General features: G+C 69.0%; 13 protein-coding genes and 1 pseudogene. 4 read left to right on the top strand and 10 right to left on the bottom strand.

The features are described 5' to 3' along the window. Window positions 1-10 precede the first annotated feature (10 nt). Window positions 11-385: a VOC family protein gene (locus QFZ58_RS01570; RefSeq protein WP_307123052.1), complete on the bottom strand. Its 375-nt coding sequence runs from the start codon at window positions 383-385 to the stop codon at window positions 11-13. 344 nt (window positions 386-729) lie between these two features. Between QFZ58_RS01570 and QFZ58_RS01575 the strand changes: the two genes are divergently transcribed. From QFZ58_RS01575 to QFZ58_RS01590, 4 genes are all read left to right on the top strand, one after another. Further along, window positions 730-2190: an amino acid permease gene (locus tag QFZ58_RS01575; RefSeq protein ID WP_307123053.1), complete on the top strand. Its 1461-nt coding sequence runs from the start codon at window positions 730-732 to the stop codon at window positions 2188-2190. 167 nt (window positions 2191-2357) lie between these two features. Continuing rightward, window positions 2358-3005 (top strand): class I SAM-dependent methyltransferase, encoded by a 648-nt coding sequence (locus QFZ58_RS01580; RefSeq protein ID WP_307123054.1) that lies wholly within the window; start codon window positions 2358-2360, stop codon window positions 3003-3005. A 329-nt stretch (window positions 3006-3334) separates the two neighbouring features. Continuing rightward, window positions 3335-3718 carry a VOC family protein gene (locus tag QFZ58_RS01585; protein ID WP_307123055.1) on the top strand — a complete coding sequence of 128 codons (384 nt, stop codon included), beginning with the start codon at window positions 3335-3337 and terminating at the stop codon, window positions 3716-3718. A 205-nt stretch (window positions 3719-3923) separates the two neighbouring features. Next, on the top strand, window positions 3924-4502 hold the full coding sequence (locus QFZ58_RS01590) for a TetR/AcrR family transcriptional regulator (protein ID WP_307123056.1): 579 nt from the start codon (window positions 3924-3926) through the stop codon (window positions 4500-4502). A gap of 306 nt (window positions 4503-4808) precedes the next feature. Here QFZ58_RS01590 and QFZ58_RS01595 read toward each other — a convergent pair whose 3' ends face one another. The 9 genes and pseudogenes from QFZ58_RS01595 to QFZ58_RS01635 form a co-directional block, all read right to left on the bottom strand. Beyond that, window positions 4809-5147, bottom strand: a complete 339-nt coding sequence (locus QFZ58_RS01595) for an STAS domain-containing protein (RefSeq protein WP_307123057.1) — start codon at window positions 5145-5147, stop codon at window positions 4809-4811. Then, window positions 5144-6421, bottom strand: coding sequence for a PP2C family protein-serine/threonine phosphatase (locus tag QFZ58_RS01600; protein WP_307123058.1), 1278 nt, complete (start codon window positions 6419-6421; stop codon window positions 5144-5146). Before QFZ58_RS01600 ends, QFZ58_RS01595 begins: the two co-directional genes overlap by 4 nt. Further along, window positions 6421-7224: an alpha/beta fold hydrolase gene (locus tag QFZ58_RS01605; protein WP_307123059.1), complete on the bottom strand. Its 804-nt coding sequence runs from the start codon at window positions 7222-7224 to the stop codon at window positions 6421-6423. Before QFZ58_RS01605 ends, QFZ58_RS01600 begins: the two co-directional genes overlap by 1 nt. Window positions 7225-7505: 281 nt before the next feature. Beyond that, a pseudogene (locus QFZ58_RS01610) lies at window positions 7506-8156 on the bottom strand (alpha/beta fold hydrolase); the annotation flags it as partial. Continuing rightward, entirely contained in the window at window positions 8153-8746 is a 594-nt protein-coding gene (locus tag QFZ58_RS01615) for a TetR/AcrR family transcriptional regulator (RefSeq protein ID WP_307123060.1), read from the bottom strand. The pseudogene QFZ58_RS01610 and the gene QFZ58_RS01615, both read right to left, overlap by 4 nt. A 167-nt stretch (window positions 8747-8913) precedes the next feature. Then, window positions 8914-10656, bottom strand: coding sequence for a cytochrome c oxidase subunit I (gene ctaD, locus QFZ58_RS01620; RefSeq protein ID WP_307123061.1), 1743 nt, complete (start codon window positions 10654-10656; stop codon window positions 8914-8916). Window positions 10657-10961: 305 nt separating this feature from the next. Further along, the gene (locus tag QFZ58_RS01625) at window positions 10962-11768 is read right to left on the bottom strand and encodes an alpha/beta fold hydrolase (RefSeq protein ID WP_307123062.1); all 807 of its coding nucleotides are present in this window, start codon (window positions 11766-11768) and stop codon (window positions 10962-10964) included. 280 nt (window positions 11769-12048) lie between these two features. Continuing rightward, entirely contained in the window at window positions 12049-13251 is a 1203-nt protein-coding gene (locus QFZ58_RS01630; protein ID WP_307128742.1) for a cytochrome P450, read from the bottom strand. Window positions 13252-13573: 322 nt separating this feature from the next. After that, complete coding sequence (locus tag QFZ58_RS01635; protein WP_307123063.1) at window positions 13574-15574, bottom strand: NAD-binding lipoprotein; 2001 nt, start codon at window positions 15572-15574, stop codon at window positions 13574-13576. Window positions 15575-15589 lie beyond the last annotated feature (15 nt).

Below are 15589 nucleotides of genomic sequence, written 5' to 3' on the forward strand. Positions count from 1 at the left end.
CCCGGGTCGGTCAGGCACCGGGGAGAAAGAGACAGAACGGGTGGCCGTGCGGGTCGCGGAGGACCCGTAAGTCCTTCTGAGGCTGGTGCTCCTCCAGCGTCGCGCCCAGGGCGCACGCTCGCTGGGTCTCCGCGTCCAGGTCGTCGACCAGCAGGTCCAGGTGCGCTTGCATCTGCTGAGCACCCGCACGTTGGGGCCACACCGGGGGCGTGTGGTCGGCCTCCAGCTGGAAGCTGAGGCTGGGGCGTTCCTCCTCGGGCGCCCGCAGGCGGACCCAATCGGGCTCGCGCTCGATTTCCTGCCAGCCCAGCAGTGCCCGGTAGAAGTCGGCGAGCGCGGGCGGATCAGGAGTCCCAAGCACAAAGGCACCGAGTGTCGTCGTCATGCCCCCACCTTGCCCCCTGCTCCCGCATCCATGCATCTGCCTGGACACGGGGAGCCGGGTGCGAAGGGGCGGGCATGGGTCAGGGGCGGAGCGCCCTCTCCCCATGCACGGCTGTGCACTGCCGAGCGCTGCCTGATCATGCTCGCACCTCATGCTCGGCCACCAGCACCCCTATTTTACTGTGCCGAAACCTCTGAAATACCTCAGATTTGTTTTCGCCAGGCACAGCGCACTGCCAGAATCACAGGGTTCCTGATGATGCGCCTTCGAGCCATAGCCAGGCCCCTCCCCCACGGGCCAGGCCGGGACCGACCATCTTCCCCTCACAAAGGCGAACCCCCTCCATGAGTGACGGCAGCATCACAGCAGCCGATCAGCCCGCCGCTGCCACACCGGCGGCGAGCTCCCCCCACGTGGACGCCGGCGACGCCGGTTACAGCAAGGACCTCAAGTCCCGTCACATCAACATGATCGCCATCGGCGGTGCGATCGGCACCGGGCTGTTCCTGGGTGCGGGCGGGCGCCTCGCCGACGCCGGGCCCTCCCTCGCGATTGCCTACGCCGTCTGCGGTGTCTTCGCGTTCTTCGTCGTGCGCGCGCTGGGTGAGCTGATCCTGTACCGCCCGTCGTCCGGTGCCTTCGTCTCCTACGCCCGTGAATTCATGGGCGAGAAGGGTGCCTTCGCGGCCGGCTGGCTGTACTTCCTGAACTGGTCGACCACTGCGATCGCGGACATCACCGCGGCGGCGACCTACGCCCACTTCTGGGGCATGTTCAGTGACATTCCGCAGTGGATCCTCGCGTTGATCGCCTTGGCCGTGGTGCTCACGGCCAACCTCATCTCGGTGAAGTACTTCGGCGAGATGGAGTTCTGGTTCGCGATCATCAAGGTGGCGGCCCTTGTCGCCTTCATGCTGATCGGCGTGTTCCTCGTGGTGACCCAGCATCCGGTGGACGGCCACACGCCCGGACTGTCCACCGTCTCGGACACCGGCGTCTTCCCCGTCGGCACACTTCCGATGCTGCTCGTGATCCAGGGCGTCGTCTTCGCCTACGCGTCCGTCGAACTGTGCGGCGTCGCCGCCGGCGAGACCGAGAACCCCGAGAAGATCATGCCGCGTGCGATCAACTCCATCATGTGGCGGGTCGGACTGTTCTACGTCGGGTCGGTGGTGCTGCTCGCCCTGCTGCTTCCCTACACCGCCTACTCCGGGGACCAGAGCCCGTTCGTCACCGTCATGGACAAGCTCGGCGTACCGGGCGCGGCCGGCGTGATGAATCTGGTCGTGCTGACCGCCGCCCTGTCCAGCCTGAACTCCGGCCTCTACTCCACCGGCCGCATCCTGCGCTCCATGGCCCTTTCAGGTTCCGCACCCCGCTTCACGGGCCTGATGAACAAGGGGCAGGTCCCCTACGGCGGCATTCTGCTGACCGCGGGTTTCGGGGTGCTGGGTGTCGGGCTGAACTACGTCGTGCCCGGCCAGGCATTCGAGATCGTGCTGAACGTCGCGTCGATCGGAATCCTCGGGACCTGGGGCATGATCATGCTCTGTTCCCTGGTGTTCTGGAACCGCTCGCAGGACGGGCGGGTGACCCGGCCCGCCTACCGCCTGCCGTGGGCCCCGTACACGCAGATCGTCACACTCCTGTTCCTCGTCGGTGTGGTCTTCCTGATGTGGTGGGGCGGCGGTGTCGGCCGGACGACCGTGATGCTCCTGCCGGTGATCGCGGCGGCGCTGGTCGGCGGCTGGTTCCTCGTCCGCGGCCGGGTGCGCGAGATGGCACGGGCCAGGCAGGACGTCTGAATTTCTCTCGCACCGGACCGGAGACGGTCCCGACGGCCGGTCGAACGGTGTGTGGCCACCACCCGCGGGTGGTGGCCACACACCGTTCGACCGGCGGCAGGCAGCTGCGCCCCACCAGACGCCAGGGAAAATCGTGATTGTCTGCGCCGGCCACTACTGTCGCCGGCATGGTTGAACACGATGCCCTCGACATCACCCGCGAGGCGTACGACGCCGTGGCCCCCACATACGCGCAGCTGTTCCGCGACACGCTGAATGACAGCCCTCTGGACCGCGCGATGCTGGGTGCCTTCGCCGAGGCCGTACGTGCCGGCGGGGACGGTCAGGTCGCGGACCTCGGGTGCGGGCCTGGTCATGTCACCGCACATCTGGACGCGCTGGGGCTGACCGCGTTCGGTGTCGATGCCTCTCCTGCGATGATCGAGCTGGCTCGACAGGCCTATCCGGACCTACGGTTCCAGGTGGGCTCGATGGCCGCGTTGGACATCGCTGACGGCACGCTGGGCGGCGCACTCTCCCGTTGGTCCGTCATCCACACCCCACCGCGAGCACTCCCTGCCGTTCTGGCGGAGTTCCACCGTGTGCTGACACCTGGAGGCCACCTCCTTGTCGGCTTCTCGGCGAGCGATGGCCCGTCTCACCCGACGCAGGCCTTCGATCACGCAGTCGCGCCAGCCTATCGGTGGTCGCCTGACCACCTCGCCGCGATGCTGCGCGAGTCCGGGTTGGCCGAGGTGGCCCGGTTGGTGCGCGAACCTCAGCCCACCGACCGACGGCAGTTTCAGGAGGTTCACCTACTCGTCCGCAAGGCCTAGGCGGGTCGACCGACCGAGTTCGGCGTGCCGGCGCATCAGCAGATCGGTCGGATCGGCAGCCCGGGCAATCACGACGGTTCGCCATGGCTTCGGAGAGACCACGGTGAACAGCGCGTGGGGACGCCTTGTCTGCCAGGACCATGCGTGAGGTGGCGCCTGGCCGAGGACGGCGGGACTGCCCGTCAGGGCCGCCGGCCACCCACTTCCGCAGCCAGTTCTGCGCCCCCTCCACGAACCGGACGAACCGAACGAATCGAGCTGCGAACCTCCTGGCAGTAGGGCCTGCCGGCCGATATCCGCCTGGTGTGGCCTCCACGTACAGTGGCGGCATGGCATGCCGCATCAGTGAGCTGGTCATCGAAGCCGCCGACCCGGAGCGGCTCGCCGCGTTCTGGAGCGAGGTCCTGGGCTACGTGGAACTCGGCCGGGAGGACGACGGAAGCATCGAGATCGGGCCACCCGACGCCGGTTTCGGCGGCCCGCAGCCCACGCTCGTCCTCAGCCCCAACAGCGCTCCGCAAGCCGGCAAACTCCGGTTGCACATCGACGTCAGCGCCACCGACCGCAGCCAGGACGCCGAGCTGGAGCGGCTGCTCGCGCTCGGCGCCAGGCCCGCCGACGTAGGCCAGACCGGCACCGAGAGCTGGCACGTCCTGGCCGACCCGGAAGGCAACGAGTTCTGCCTCCTGCACACCCGGCTCCAGCCCCTCTGACCGCACGCTGGCCACCCCCGTACTCCGGCAGGGATGGGCCCGCCTCTCGTGGCCTGGTGGGGGGAGCCGGACTCGCCACCGGGCCGGTGGTGCGACCGTCGAGCGTCGCGGCGACGTGGTCCACGAGCTTTCCTGTCCATGATGACTCCAGGTGCAGTACTCTCGCTGTAGTGGTCTGGCGTCATATGCGGCTGGAGTGGTGTCCATGGTGAGGCGGAACGACCAGCGGCGCGCCGCCCTCGTCGATGCTGCGATCGAGGTGCTGGCCAGGGAAGGCGCCCGGGGCCTGACGTTCCGGGCGGTGGATGTGGAGGCCGCCGTGCCCGTCGGCACCGCGTCCAACTACTTCGCCAGCCGCGACAGCCTGCTCACCCAGGCAGGCGCCCGTGTCTATGAGCGGCTCCAGCCCGACGAGGCCATGATCGCCCGCCAGCAGTCGGCCGGCCGCGACCGCGACACCTACGCGGAGCTGATGCGTGAACTGGTCAGCCGCGTCGCCTCCTTCCGCACCGGCTATCTCGCGCTGCTCGAACTCCGCCTCGAGGCCACGCGCCGCCCCGAGCTGCGCACGGTACTCACCGAGCGTGTCCGGGCCGATGTCGACGCCAACGTCGCCTACCACGAGGCCTCCGGCCTTCCGGGCGACGCCCTGGCCGTCAAGCTGCTCATGCTGACTCTGAACTGGCTGATCGTCGAGCAGCTCACCCTGCCGGACGTCTTCACCGAGGCAGAGCGTGAACAACTGGTGACGGCGGCGGTCGAGCGGCTCGTGGCGGCGGAATAGGCCGTCGGCCCGTCGACGGTGACTGGGTGGCACTCATGCCACGCCGTACCGGCGGGCGCGCTCCACCCTTCACCGGTCCGCGCACGGACGACCGGAAGCCGCGATGGACGATCCTCGTCGGCCGAGGCCCCTTCGGGAGCGGGTTCCGCGGGCTCGTCGAGGAACAGGGAAGCCGGCACGCTCGTCCGAGACCTCGGTCTCGCATCGCAACTCCCGCCACCAGGGCCGTTTCAGCCGGCCGTGTGCTCAATCAGCCGAGCGAGCAGACGGGTGCGGAACATCGATTGGTGAGGCTCGCTCCACGGGTCAGGCGCCGGTGGCGGCCTCGCTGTCAGGGTGGAGGGCGAATATCTGGTCGAGGCCGACCACGCGCAGGATGCGCAGTGTATGGGCAGGGACGGCAGCGAGTGCGATGTCCGCATGGAAGGCTTGGGCGTGGTTGCGCGCTGCGATCAGGGCGGCGATGCCGCTGGAGTCGCAGAACTGCATGCCCGCGAGGTCCAGGATGAGGCGCTGGCCTGCCTGGAGCGGCAGCGTGGGGAGCAGGTCGCGCAGCTCCGTGGCATGGGCGTAGTCGAGTTCGCCGATGATCTCCAGTACGGGACCGGTCAGGACGTCTCGGGTGGTGATCTTCAGCGGGCTCATTCGATGTATTCCCTTCTGGGGCCGGTGGCGGGAACGCCGAGGGCGAGCAGGGCGGTGTCGTCGTCGAGGCCGTCACCGAAGTCGTCCAGCAGGCCGGTCAGTGCCTGGATGACGGCCTCGGGGGGCTTGCCGGCGTGGCCGGTGACGAAGGTGCGCAGCGCTTCGTCTCCGTACAGGGCGGCTCGGTCCTGTCCCGTGCGGGCTTCGGTGAGGCCGTCGGTGTAGAGCAGGAGGGTGTCGCCCGGGGCGAGGGTGGTGGTGGCGGTGGTGAAGCGCGCGGCAGGCAGGATGCCGACGAGGAGACCGCCCGGAGTGGGCAGGAAGTCGGCGGTGCCGTCTGCCCGCAGGACGAGGGCCGGGGGGTGGCCGCCCGAGGCGATTCGGACGGCGGCATGTCCGGTCACGGGGTCGGGTTCGAGTATGCCGAAGACGGCGGTGCAGTAACGCGGATCGTCGCCGGTGAAACGCTCGTGGAGCACCTTGTTGAGGGTGGACAGGGCGGAGACGGGGTCGGGGTCGTGGATGGCCGCGGCGCGCAGGGTGTAGCGGGTCAGGGAGGTGACCGCGGCCGCCTGGGGGCCTTTGCCGCACACGTCGCCGAGGAAGAAGGCGAAGCGTTTGCCGTCGATGGGGAAGAGGTCGTAGAAGTCCCCGCCGAGGCGGTCGGGTGAGGCGGTGCGGTAGTGGGCGGCCGTCTCCACGCCGGGCACGAGCGGCAGGGTGGCGGGCAGCAGTGACTGCTGGAGCACGGCCAGGGCGTCCTGCAGCCGGGCCCGGTCCGCCTCCGCCTGTTTGTGTGCTTCCTCGGCCGCTTTACGGGCCCGCAGGAGTTCCTCTTCGTAGGCGCGGCGGTCCCGGGCGTCGAAGACCGTGGTACGGATCAGCAGCGGCTCCCCGTTGCTGCCGTGCTTGACGACGGAGGAGACCAGCACCGGAATCCGGCCGCCACCGGCCTGTTTGATCTCCAGGGCTATTCCGCTGATCTTGCCCCGCATCCGGAGCAGAGGTGCGAAGTGTGTCTCGTGGTACAGCTTGCCGCCCACGGTCAGCAGGTCCGTGAAGCGCAGGCGCCCCACGACCGTCTCCGGATCCAGGCCGAGCCAGTCCAGCAGCGTCGTGTTGATCTTGGCAATGGTGCCGTCCATCAACGTGGACAGATATCCGCACGGTGCGCTCTCGTAGAGTTCCTCGGCGCTGTCCTCCAGGAGCCCGGCGAATGCCGCGAACGACGTCTTCTCGTCGCCGGCGCCGGACTGCTGTCCTGAGCGGCACATCACCGCAGTTCCGCCAGGAACCCTGTGATCGCCTCGTTGGTGGCCTCCGGCGCCGACAGGTGCGGGCAGTGCCCCGTGGCATCGAGAGTGACCAGCTTGGAGCCGGGGATCGCCTGGTGGACGAAGACGCCGACCTGCCGCGGGGCGATGGCGTCCTGGGTGCACTCCAGTACCAGCGTCGGCACTGTCACACCCTTCAGATCATCCCGTGAATCCGACAGGAACGTGGTCCGGGCGAAAACGCGCGCCATATCCGGATCGGTGGCGCAGAAACTGTTCGTCAGCTCCTCGCCCAGTTCGGGCCGGTCGTCGTTCCCCATGATCACCGGTGCCATCGCCGCCGACCATCCCAGATAGTTCGCCTCCAGGGACGCCAGCAACTCGTCGATGTCCTGAGCGCTGAACCCGCCGTGGTAGCCGTCGTCGTCGATGTACCGCGGAGAGGGAGCGACCATCACCAGCGCCCCGATACGCTCCGGAGCCGTCGCGGCCGCCAGGACCCCGATCATCGCGCTGACGGAATGGCCCACGAACACCGCGTCGCGCAGGTCGAGCGCTTCGCAGATCTCCACCACGTCTTTGGCGTAACCCTGCAAAGAGGTATAACGCTCTGCCGAGAAAGCCGACAGGTCCGAGCGGCCCGACCCCACGTAGTCGAAAAGCACCACGCGGTAATCGTTCACCAGGGCAGGCAGCGTCAGCCGCCACATGTTCTGGTCACACCCGAACCCATGAGCGAGCACCACCGTCGGCCCCTGCGGGTTGCCCGTCACAGTAACGTTGTTCCTGCGCTCGATATCCATACCGCCCATTCTCTCAGGCCCGACGCGCCTCTCCGGCGCAGCCCTGAGTCACGCGCACGCTCCGCCCCTCATCTCCACGAGCTGCACAAATGACGCGACGCCGCCGGCACTGCGGGGAGTCGAGGCCGCGTCTGAACGGGGGATCCGGTTCACGAGAGGCGGGGGGATCCGGTTCGCGAAGTAGGGCGGGGGCGGGGTGGTCGCCGAGCGAAACGACACGGCTGAAGGGCCACGCTGTTCCTTCCTCACCTTCTCCATCCACCGCGGACGGCGGCCGGTGGGTCCAGCCGGTCGACGTCCTGAGTGTGGGCCATGAAGGCGGGAACGATCCTTCCGAGGAAGTACGGCAGGTTGGCCATCGTCCGCTCAGCCCGCGCTGCCGCCTGCGGCGGAATCCTGATCCCGGCCTTCGGCTCGCTCGCACCACCCTGCTTTGCGAGCCCCGCCGCGAACTCGGTCATCGCCGGCATGAGCCCCTGGGTGCGGAACGTCTCCTGCACGCGTGCGAGGAGCAAGCGGTGTCCGGCCGCGTCCGGCAGAAGCTCCACCACGGGAGGCTCGTGGGCCACGACACGCGCGACGCGGTCGGGATGCGCGGTGAGGAGGTGGAGGGCGGTGATCGCTCCCGAGCTGGCGCCGAACACCGAAGCGGGCTCACCGGGCGACAGGAGTTCCAGAATCCGGAACGCGTCGTCGGCGTGTTCCGCCACTCGCTGTACGGCCTCGGGGTCGTCCAGCGTGCTTCTGGACATTCCACGCGGGTCGTAGGTAGCGACGCTGTACTCGGTGCCCAGGGCCCCGGCAATGCCGTCGAAGGAGGCCGAGTCGCCCGCGCCGCCGGGAATCAGCAGCAGGAGCGGGCCCTGACCGCGGACTTCGTAGTGCAGGGTCGCGCCGTTCACGCGCAGGGAGCCGACAGTCGGAACGGTCATGCCGGGTCTCCTTCTCGGCACGGGGGCCACTGCTCCAGGAGGGCGTGCAGGGCGTCGAGGGCGCGGACCCAGGAGCGCTGCGAGGAACGCTCGTGCGCGAAGCCGCCTGCGGCCTCCAGTGCGACGAACCCGTGGAACGTGCTGCGCAGCAGCCGGACGGCGTCGGTCAGGTCGGGCTCTGCCAGCTCATACCCGCGCAGCATCCCGTAGGTGAGCTCGACCGCGCGCCGTGGACCTTGCGCCTGTGCGGCCAGCTCGGGGCTGATCTCGATCCGTGCCTGCGTCGCGGCGTAGCGGCCCGGCCTCTTGTGGGCGTACTCCCGCCAGGTGTTCGCGAACGCCACCAGTGCGTCCTTGCCCGCCAGCCCGGCGGTCGCCTCCGCGATGCGGATGGTCTTCTCGTCCGCCGCCAGGAGCGCGATGCGTCCGCGCAGATCGTCCAGGCTGCGCACGTGTGCGTAGAGGCTCGCATCTCTCACACCGAGCCGCCTGGCCACGTGGGCCATGCTCACCCGTTCGAACCCGATCTCGTCCGCCAGCTCGGCGCCTGCGATCGTCACCCGTTCAGCCGTCAACCCGGCCCGCACCATGTGCCCTCCCCGAGAACCTAAGGGCCCTAGGTATACCCTAGGACCCCTAGGAAGGCCAGGCGCAGCCCAGCACTGCGGGGCTCGGCCCCGCTTCCCTTCCGGACACCGCACTGCGGCCGGTCGGGCGTTGCCCTCCCCCGCCCCTGACTGCCCCGGGAGGGCGGGCGTCAGGTGTCCTTGCGGTCCTTGCGGTCCTTGCCCAGCGGGTGTGCGACGCCTTCGCCAGGTTCGAAGACGTCTCGCCGGCCCGCCTGCCTGGCCTCCTCCATCTGCGCGATGGCCGGGTAGTGCAGGTCGAACGCGGGCGATTCGGAGCGGATCTTGGGCAGGGTGACGAAGTTGTGCCGCGGCGGCGGGCATGACGTGGCCCACTCCAGGGAGCGGCCGAAGCCCCAGGGGTCGTCGACGTCGATGCGCTTTCCGGTCTTTGAGGTTTTCCATACGTTGTAGAGGAACGGAAGCGTGGAAGCCCCCAGGAGGAAGGCACCGATGGAGGAAAGGGTGTTGAGTGCGGTGAAGCCGTCGGCGGCGAGATAGTCGGCATAGCGGCGTGGCATGCCTTCGGCGCCGAGCCAGTGCATCACGAGAAATGTGGTGTGGAATCCGACGAACAGTGTCCAGAAATGGATCTTGCCGAGGCGTTCGTCCAACATGGTGCCGGTCATCTTGGGCCACCAGAAATAGAATCCGGCGAACGTCGCGAATACCACGGTACCGAAGACGACATAGTGGAAGTGGGCCACGACGAAGTAGCTGTCATGGACGTGAAAGTCCAAGGGCGGTGAGGCAAGAATGATGCCGGTCAGGCCGCCGAAAAGGAACGTCACGAGAAAGCCGATCGACCACAGCATGGGTGTCTCGAAGGACAGCGAGCCTCTCCACATGGTGCCGATCCAGTTGAAGAACTTCACCCCCGTCGGAACGGCGATGAGGAACGTCATGAAGGAGAAGAAGGGCAGCAGCACCGCCCCGGTGGCGAACATGTGGTGTGCCCACACGGTCATGGAAAGGCCGGAGATCGCGATGGTGGCGCCGACCAGCCCCACGTAGCCGAAGACCGGCTTGCGGGAGAAGACCGGGAGGATCTCGGTGACGATCCCGAAGAACGGCAGGGCGATGATGTAGACCTCGGGATGGCCGAAGAACCAGAAGAGGTGCTGCCACAGGAGCGCGCCACCGTTTTCGGGGTTGAACACCTCAGCGCCGAAGCGCCGATCCGCCTCCAGCACCAGGAGCGCCGCGGCCAGGATGGGGAAGGCCATAAGGACCAGCACGGACGTCAGGAGGATGTTCCAGGTGAAGATCGGCATCCGGAACATGGTCATGCCCGGACCGCGCATGCAGATGATCGTGGTGATGAAGTTGACCGCTCCGAGAATGGTGCCGAACCCGGCCAGGGCCAGGCCCATGATCCACATGTCGCCGCCGACGTACGGGGTGCGCTCCCCGCCACTGAGCGGCGTGTAGGCGGTCCAGCCGAAATCGGCCGCACCTTGAGTGGTCATCAGGCTGCTGAGGACGATCAGCCCGCCGAAGAGGAACAGCCAGAACGACAACATGTTCAGCCGGGGGAAGGCCACGTCGGGGGCACCGATCTGCAACGGCATGATCGCGTTGGCGAACCCGGCGAACGTCGGCGTCGCGAAAAGAAGCAGCATGATCGTGCCGTGCAACGTGAAAGTCTGGTTGTACTGCTCACTGGACACGATCTGCAGCCCCGGGCGCGCCAACTCGGCACGCAGCAGGAGCGCCATGACGCCCCCGACAAGGAAGAAGAAGAACGACGCGCCCAGGTACAGGTGACCGATCTTCTTGTGATCCGTGGTGGTGAGCCAACTGATGACGACCGTGCCCGCCCCACGACCTTTGACGGGCACCAAGGTGGGTGGCTCGGTGGTGGACACGCTCATGGGAGGGCTCCCCCTACAGCACTACAGCAACGGAAAGGCCGTTCGAGCATGCACAATTCACGTACCCGGAACCGCCGACTCATGACGTTCCTGTCTACCGGCACGAGCATGCTTCCGCGTACCGCGCCACGCCGCGCATATGGGTGACGTCGGCCGGCCCGGAATTCACACCGGGAGCGACTCCGCAGGACGCCCGCCTCTTCCGTGACCAGGCCCACCGAGACGCGTACATGGGTCGAACGGCAGGGGCCCATGGGGCCTGATGTGGCGTCATAGGTGCAACGAACGCGCCGGACCGCGGATGCTCAGACCGCAGCGCCGTCCGCCGATCCGGTGTGCGCGCGCCGGATGGGCAGCATCGTCTCCACCGCGTCCTGCGCGAAGTGGTCGCAGATCAGCCGGTGGACCGTCGCCGGTCTCTCCAGCGGGACCAGGTGGGAGGCCCCGGGGACGACGGCCAACTGGGAATCCGGGATCGCGCGGTAGAGGGCGGCGGTGTGCTCCAGCGTCATCATGTCGTCATCGCCGACCATGATGAGGACGGATGCCTCGACACGGGCCAGGTCACCGGTGGTGAGCGTCGGCTGGGTGCGCCACATGTCGATCATCTTCGCCGCCACCACCGGCCAGTGGTCCGCGCCGTCCGGCGTGACGGCCTCGTACATCTCCCGGAAGAAGGCGAGATCGGCTCCGTCCGGTGTCATCGCGTCGAGCATCGCCGGTTCGGCGAAGCACTCGGGGGAGGGGCGGAAGTTGGCCCCGATCGCGACGACCTTGCGCACCAGGTCCGGCCGGGCGAGGGAAACGAGCAGCGCGACCACGCCCCCGTCGCTCCAGCCGACCAGGTGCGCCGGTCCCCCGACGACCGTCTCCAGGAAGGCCACCGTGTCGTCAGCCATGTCCTGGTACGAGAGTGGCCCTGTGACGTCGGGAGTGTGCCCGTGCGCGCGCCGCTCGGGCAGAAAGAGACGGTGTCCGGCCGCGAGGTCGGCGCGCAGCGGCCCCCATGTGTCGTTGGTGCAGAAGCCGCCGTGCAGCAGGACCAGTGGCTCGCCGGTCCCCTCGGCCTCGTACCACGTCCGTGCACCCGCAAGGTCGACGTATGCGCCCATCGCCCCTGGCCTTCCCTGTCTGCCGCTGCTCCCGGCCAGTCTGCGCCGTGACGCGGACGCCCGCCATACGGGGCTGCGGCGCCGGGCCGGCACAGGGACGGAAGGCCGCTCCCCCACGGACGCCGGACGCCCGCGGTCCGGCCGGCGACCGGACCTTCTCGCACGCTGCGGTCACTCCGGCCAGGCCGGGTTCCGGATGACCTCGACGAAGTCGGTGCGACGGAAGCGGGGGACGAAGCGGCCCCGGTGCGGCTTCCTCCGGCTGCCGAGGGACCCCTCCTCAGCCGTGCAGCCGCACCGGCAGCCTCCGTACGCTGTTGCCCACGAAGGAGGCGTGGCGCGGAAGTTCGGGCTCCGGGACGGCGAGATCGAGGTCGGGGAAGCGCGTGAACAACCGCTCGAGCGCGACAGTGCCTTCCATCCGGGCCAGCGGCGCGCCCATGCAGTAGTGCGCGCCGTGACCGAGCGAGAGGTGCCGGGTCTCGTTGTCGCGGGTGAGGTCGAAGCGCTCCGCATCGGGGCCGTGGGCCTTCGGGTCGCGGCCCGCCGCTGAGTAACCGGCGAGTACCGGGGTCCCCCCGGGAATCACGGTGCCGTCGAGTATCAGGTCACGGGTCGGGTAGCGGAACGGGAAATAGCTGACAGGGCTGTCCCAGCGCAGCGTCTCCTCTACCACGGCCGACCAGCTCGCCTGGCCCGACCGGACGAGGGCGAGCTGGTCGCGGTGGGTGCACAGCGCCCGTACGGCGTTGGTGATCAGATTCAGGGTCGTCTCGTGTCCGGCGATGATCATCAGCATCAGAGTGCCGATCAGCTCCTGCGGGCTCAGACCGTCACCGTTCTCCTCGCGAGCGGCGATCAGTGCGCTGGTGAGGTTCTCACCCGGCCCCGCGCTGCGCGCGGTGACGACCGCACCGAGCACCTCCACCATCTCCCGGTTGGCCGCCATCGCCTCCGCCGGGCCGATGTCGGTGGCGACGATGCGGTTGGACAGGCGGTGCAGACGGTCGTGCTCTGCGGCGTCCACGCCCAGCAGTTCACAGATGACGCCCATGGGCAGCGGCAACGCGAAGTGCGTACGCAGATCGACGACGCCGTCAGCGCCGACGGCCTCCTCCAGTCCGTCCAGGAGCAATTCGGTCAACGCCTCGACCCGCGGCCGTAGTTCCTCCACCCGGCGCGTGGTGAACGCCTTGCTCATCAGGGACCGCAGCCGCCGGTGGTCCGCGCCGTCGGCGGTGGTCATACCCTGAACGGTGGCGAACGTCTTCAGTGGCCATCCTTCGGGAATGCCACCGGCCCGGAGCGCCGAGAAGTGCCGCGCGTTCTTGGCGACGTCAGGGTGCGAGAGGAACTCCTTGAGCGCGTCGTGACCCAGGACGGCCATGCCCTCCACCTCGCCGGGGAGGATCACTGACGTGACGGCACCCTGGGCCAGAAGCCGGGCATTGGCCGCGTGCGGACAGCCGCCCGCAGGGTCCATGCGGTGCGGTCGGCCGTCGACGGGTTCCACCGGTGGCTGGTTCGGCACAGGGCTCTCCAGGTCGAGGAGCGAGTGGGTCGCGGAACGCACCGCGCAGCGCGGTGTGCGGTGACGGGCCGGCCCGGCACTGCCCGGCCCTACGGCTCCCGAGGGCCCGCCCGGCTTCGGGCAGTGAACCCCTTGGGGGCCAGGCAAGCACTGTCCCCCAAGGGAGCATGCAAAGCCTAGGCCAACGGGTCAGCTCTGCAAAGGTCGTGGTGACGTCTCGCCCCTCGGTGGACCGTACGGATGTCGCACGCGCGCACGCGGCCGCTGTGACGGATCAGTGATCGGTGATCACGATGACGTCGTCGTCCGCGCGCCAGAACCGGGCAGCGGTCTTCGGCGGGTTGACCCGTATGCCGTGGTCCGGCCCGACCGTCGCTCGCTCGCGGCTCCGGTAGCCGATGGCGCACTCCCCGCGGCGCGCGGCAGACTCGACGACGGTGGCGAAGGAGGCGAGGTGCCCTTCCCGGACGTAGTCACCGGCCGGCCTGAGGTGGATCCCGTTGCCGCCGGGGGCGAGGAGGTCCTCGAAGACGTCGGCCAGGCGCCAGTTCTGGGAGATCTGGGCCATCAGGAGGCCGATGAGCTCGCCGCTGACGACGAAGTCGGCGCCGGGCCCGACCGGTGCGATCGCCCTGTTGCGGTCGTCGGTCATCTCGGTGACCACCGAGACCGGTCTTCCCGAGGTCCGTTCCAGGTCACGCAGGAGCAGCAGCGTGACCAGTGCCCGGTCGTCCGGAGCCCCGCCACCGGCCGACCGGTCGGGCCCCAGGACGATGACACCGTCGTACGCACAGGCGTTCAGGCTGTTCACCGTCTCCGGCAGGGTGGGGTCTCCCTGGTGGAAGACGACCTCCAAGCCCGTGGCCCCGGTGGCCGCCTCCCGTACGGCCGCTGCGGTCGCCTCTCCGCCGTCGGCCACGACGTGGAGGACGGACTCGGCCGTGGCGTGGCCGGACAGGTGGTGGACGATGCGTCGTGCCCGGCGGTTCCACCCCAGCAGGAGCAGCCGTTCCGGGCATGGCGGCGTCGGTGGGCGGGAGACGATCACCGATTCGTCGAAGGCCGCGGGATCGTCGGCCGGTACAGCGGTGTCGTCGTCGTGTGCGATGACGACGAGCCGGTCCCCCGGGAGGACGGCCGAAGCGAACGGCGGATTCAGCCGCACGGCACCGTCCGCCCGCACGACGCCGACCACGCAGGCGGCCGGATAGGCCGACAGCACCTGGCCGAAGGTGCGGCCGGCCTGTTCCGGGGCGTCGATCACGTAGAACTCGTCCCCCGCGAAGTCGAGCAGCTCCTGGTAGACGAGCGAGAGGCCGGGCTGCCGGACGCACTGTGACACCAGGCGGGCGGTGATGTCGTCGACCTCGAGTACGACCGCGCCGGGTCCTGCCGCGAGACGGGCGGCGAGCCGGTAGCGCTCGTCGCGGACCACGGCCACGATCCGCACCGGGCAGTCGTCGTCGACCGCGGCCCGGAGGGACAGCAGGCTTTTGACGATGTCCGCGTCCTCGTCCGGCTCGTCGCGCGGAAGCACCAGGACGACGTCGGCCGAGCCCGGGCTCACGCGCACGAGTGCGGCCGGGTCGGCAGGCCGTCCGTTGCGGCAGATGAGGCGTGTGCGCCCGGTGTCGCCCACCTCGGCGCGCAGTTCCTCCTCCATCTCGGTCTTGTCCCGGTCGGCCAGCACCGCGATCGCGCTCCGGCGCTGGTTGGCGTTGGCGGCGACGAGCTCGGTCACCACCGTGTGGATCTGGGCGGACCAGCCGAGTACGACGGTGTGCCCCTCCTCCAGCACCGTGGAGTGACCGAGGCGCAGGGCGACGAGCTTCTCGGTGATAGCGGCGGTGATGAGACTGACGAGTGTGGAGACGTAGAACAGGGCGACGAGGGCGAGCAGAACCGTCAGCGCGATGCGCAGCGGTGATCCGACCTCGCCGCCCAGTCTGAGCGTCTGGCCGACGGTCCGCCACACCGCCGCGGCCTTCGCGCGGAGCGAGTCGGGGGCCTTGTCGTCCGTCCAGACCAGGACCGCGCTCACCGGGACCACGATGGCCAGGCAGGCCACGGCGAGCCAGCCGATGAGGGCGGCCACCCCTCCGGTCAGCGTGTTGTCGAACCAGTACCGCGCCTGTGCGTTCAGCGGGGCCCGGCGCGTGACCTCCGTCCCGCGGCTCCCCGGGCCCCGCGGAGCGTCCTGATGCTGCCTCTGCTTCCCCACCCGGGCGCTGCCGGCGCGGGAGCGCCGGGCCGTACCGCCACTTGTCTTCTGCACAGCAGCAGAGTGGTG

It is taken from the genome of Streptomyces sp. B1I3 (genome assembly GCF_030816615.1).
Lineage (GTDB): Bacteria > Actinomycetota > Actinomycetes > Streptomycetales > Streptomycetaceae > Streptomyces.

What these genes read in the sequence shown, in the direction of transcription:
- QFZ58_RS01570 (WP_307123052.1), bottom strand. Translation starts at nt 385, where the DNA reads ATGACGACGACACTCGGTGCCTTTGTGCTTGGGACTCCTGATCCGCCC.
- QFZ58_RS01575 (WP_307123053.1), top strand. Translation starts at nt 730, where the DNA reads ATGAGTGACGGCAGCATCACAGCAGCCGATCAGCCCGCCGCTGCCACA.
- QFZ58_RS01580 (WP_307123054.1), top strand. Translation starts at nt 2,358, where the DNA reads ATGGTTGAACACGATGCCCTCGACATCACCCGCGAGGCGTACGACGCC.
- QFZ58_RS01585 (WP_307123055.1), top strand. Translation starts at nt 3,335, where the DNA reads ATGGCATGCCGCATCAGTGAGCTGGTCATCGAAGCCGCCGACCCGGAG.
- QFZ58_RS01590 (WP_307123056.1), top strand. Translation starts at nt 3,924, where the DNA reads ATGGTGAGGCGGAACGACCAGCGGCGCGCCGCCCTCGTCGATGCTGCG.
- QFZ58_RS01595 (WP_307123057.1), bottom strand. Translation starts at nt 5,147, where the DNA reads ATGAGCCCGCTGAAGATCACCACCCGAGACGTCCTGACCGGTCCCGTA.
- QFZ58_RS01600 (WP_307123058.1), bottom strand. Translation starts at nt 6,421, where the DNA reads ATGTGCCGCTCAGGACAGCAGTCCGGCGCCGGCGACGAGAAGACGTCG.
- QFZ58_RS01605 (WP_307123059.1), bottom strand. Translation starts at nt 7,224, where the DNA reads ATGGATATCGAGCGCAGGAACAACGTTACTGTGACGGGCAACCCGCAG.
- QFZ58_RS01615 (WP_307123060.1), bottom strand. Translation starts at nt 8,746, where the DNA reads ATGGTGCGGGCCGGGTTGACGGCTGAACGGGTGACGATCGCAGGCGCC.
- ctaD (WP_307123061.1), bottom strand. Translation starts at nt 10,656, where the DNA reads ATGAGCGTGTCCACCACCGAGCCACCCACCTTGGTGCCCGTCAAAGGT.
- QFZ58_RS01625 (WP_307123062.1), bottom strand. Translation starts at nt 11,768, where the DNA reads ATGGGCGCATACGTCGACCTTGCGGGTGCACGGACGTGGTACGAGGCC.
- QFZ58_RS01630 (WP_307128742.1), bottom strand. Translation starts at nt 13,251, where the DNA reads ATGGACCCTGCGGGCGGCTGTCCGCACGCGGCCAATGCCCGGCTTCTG.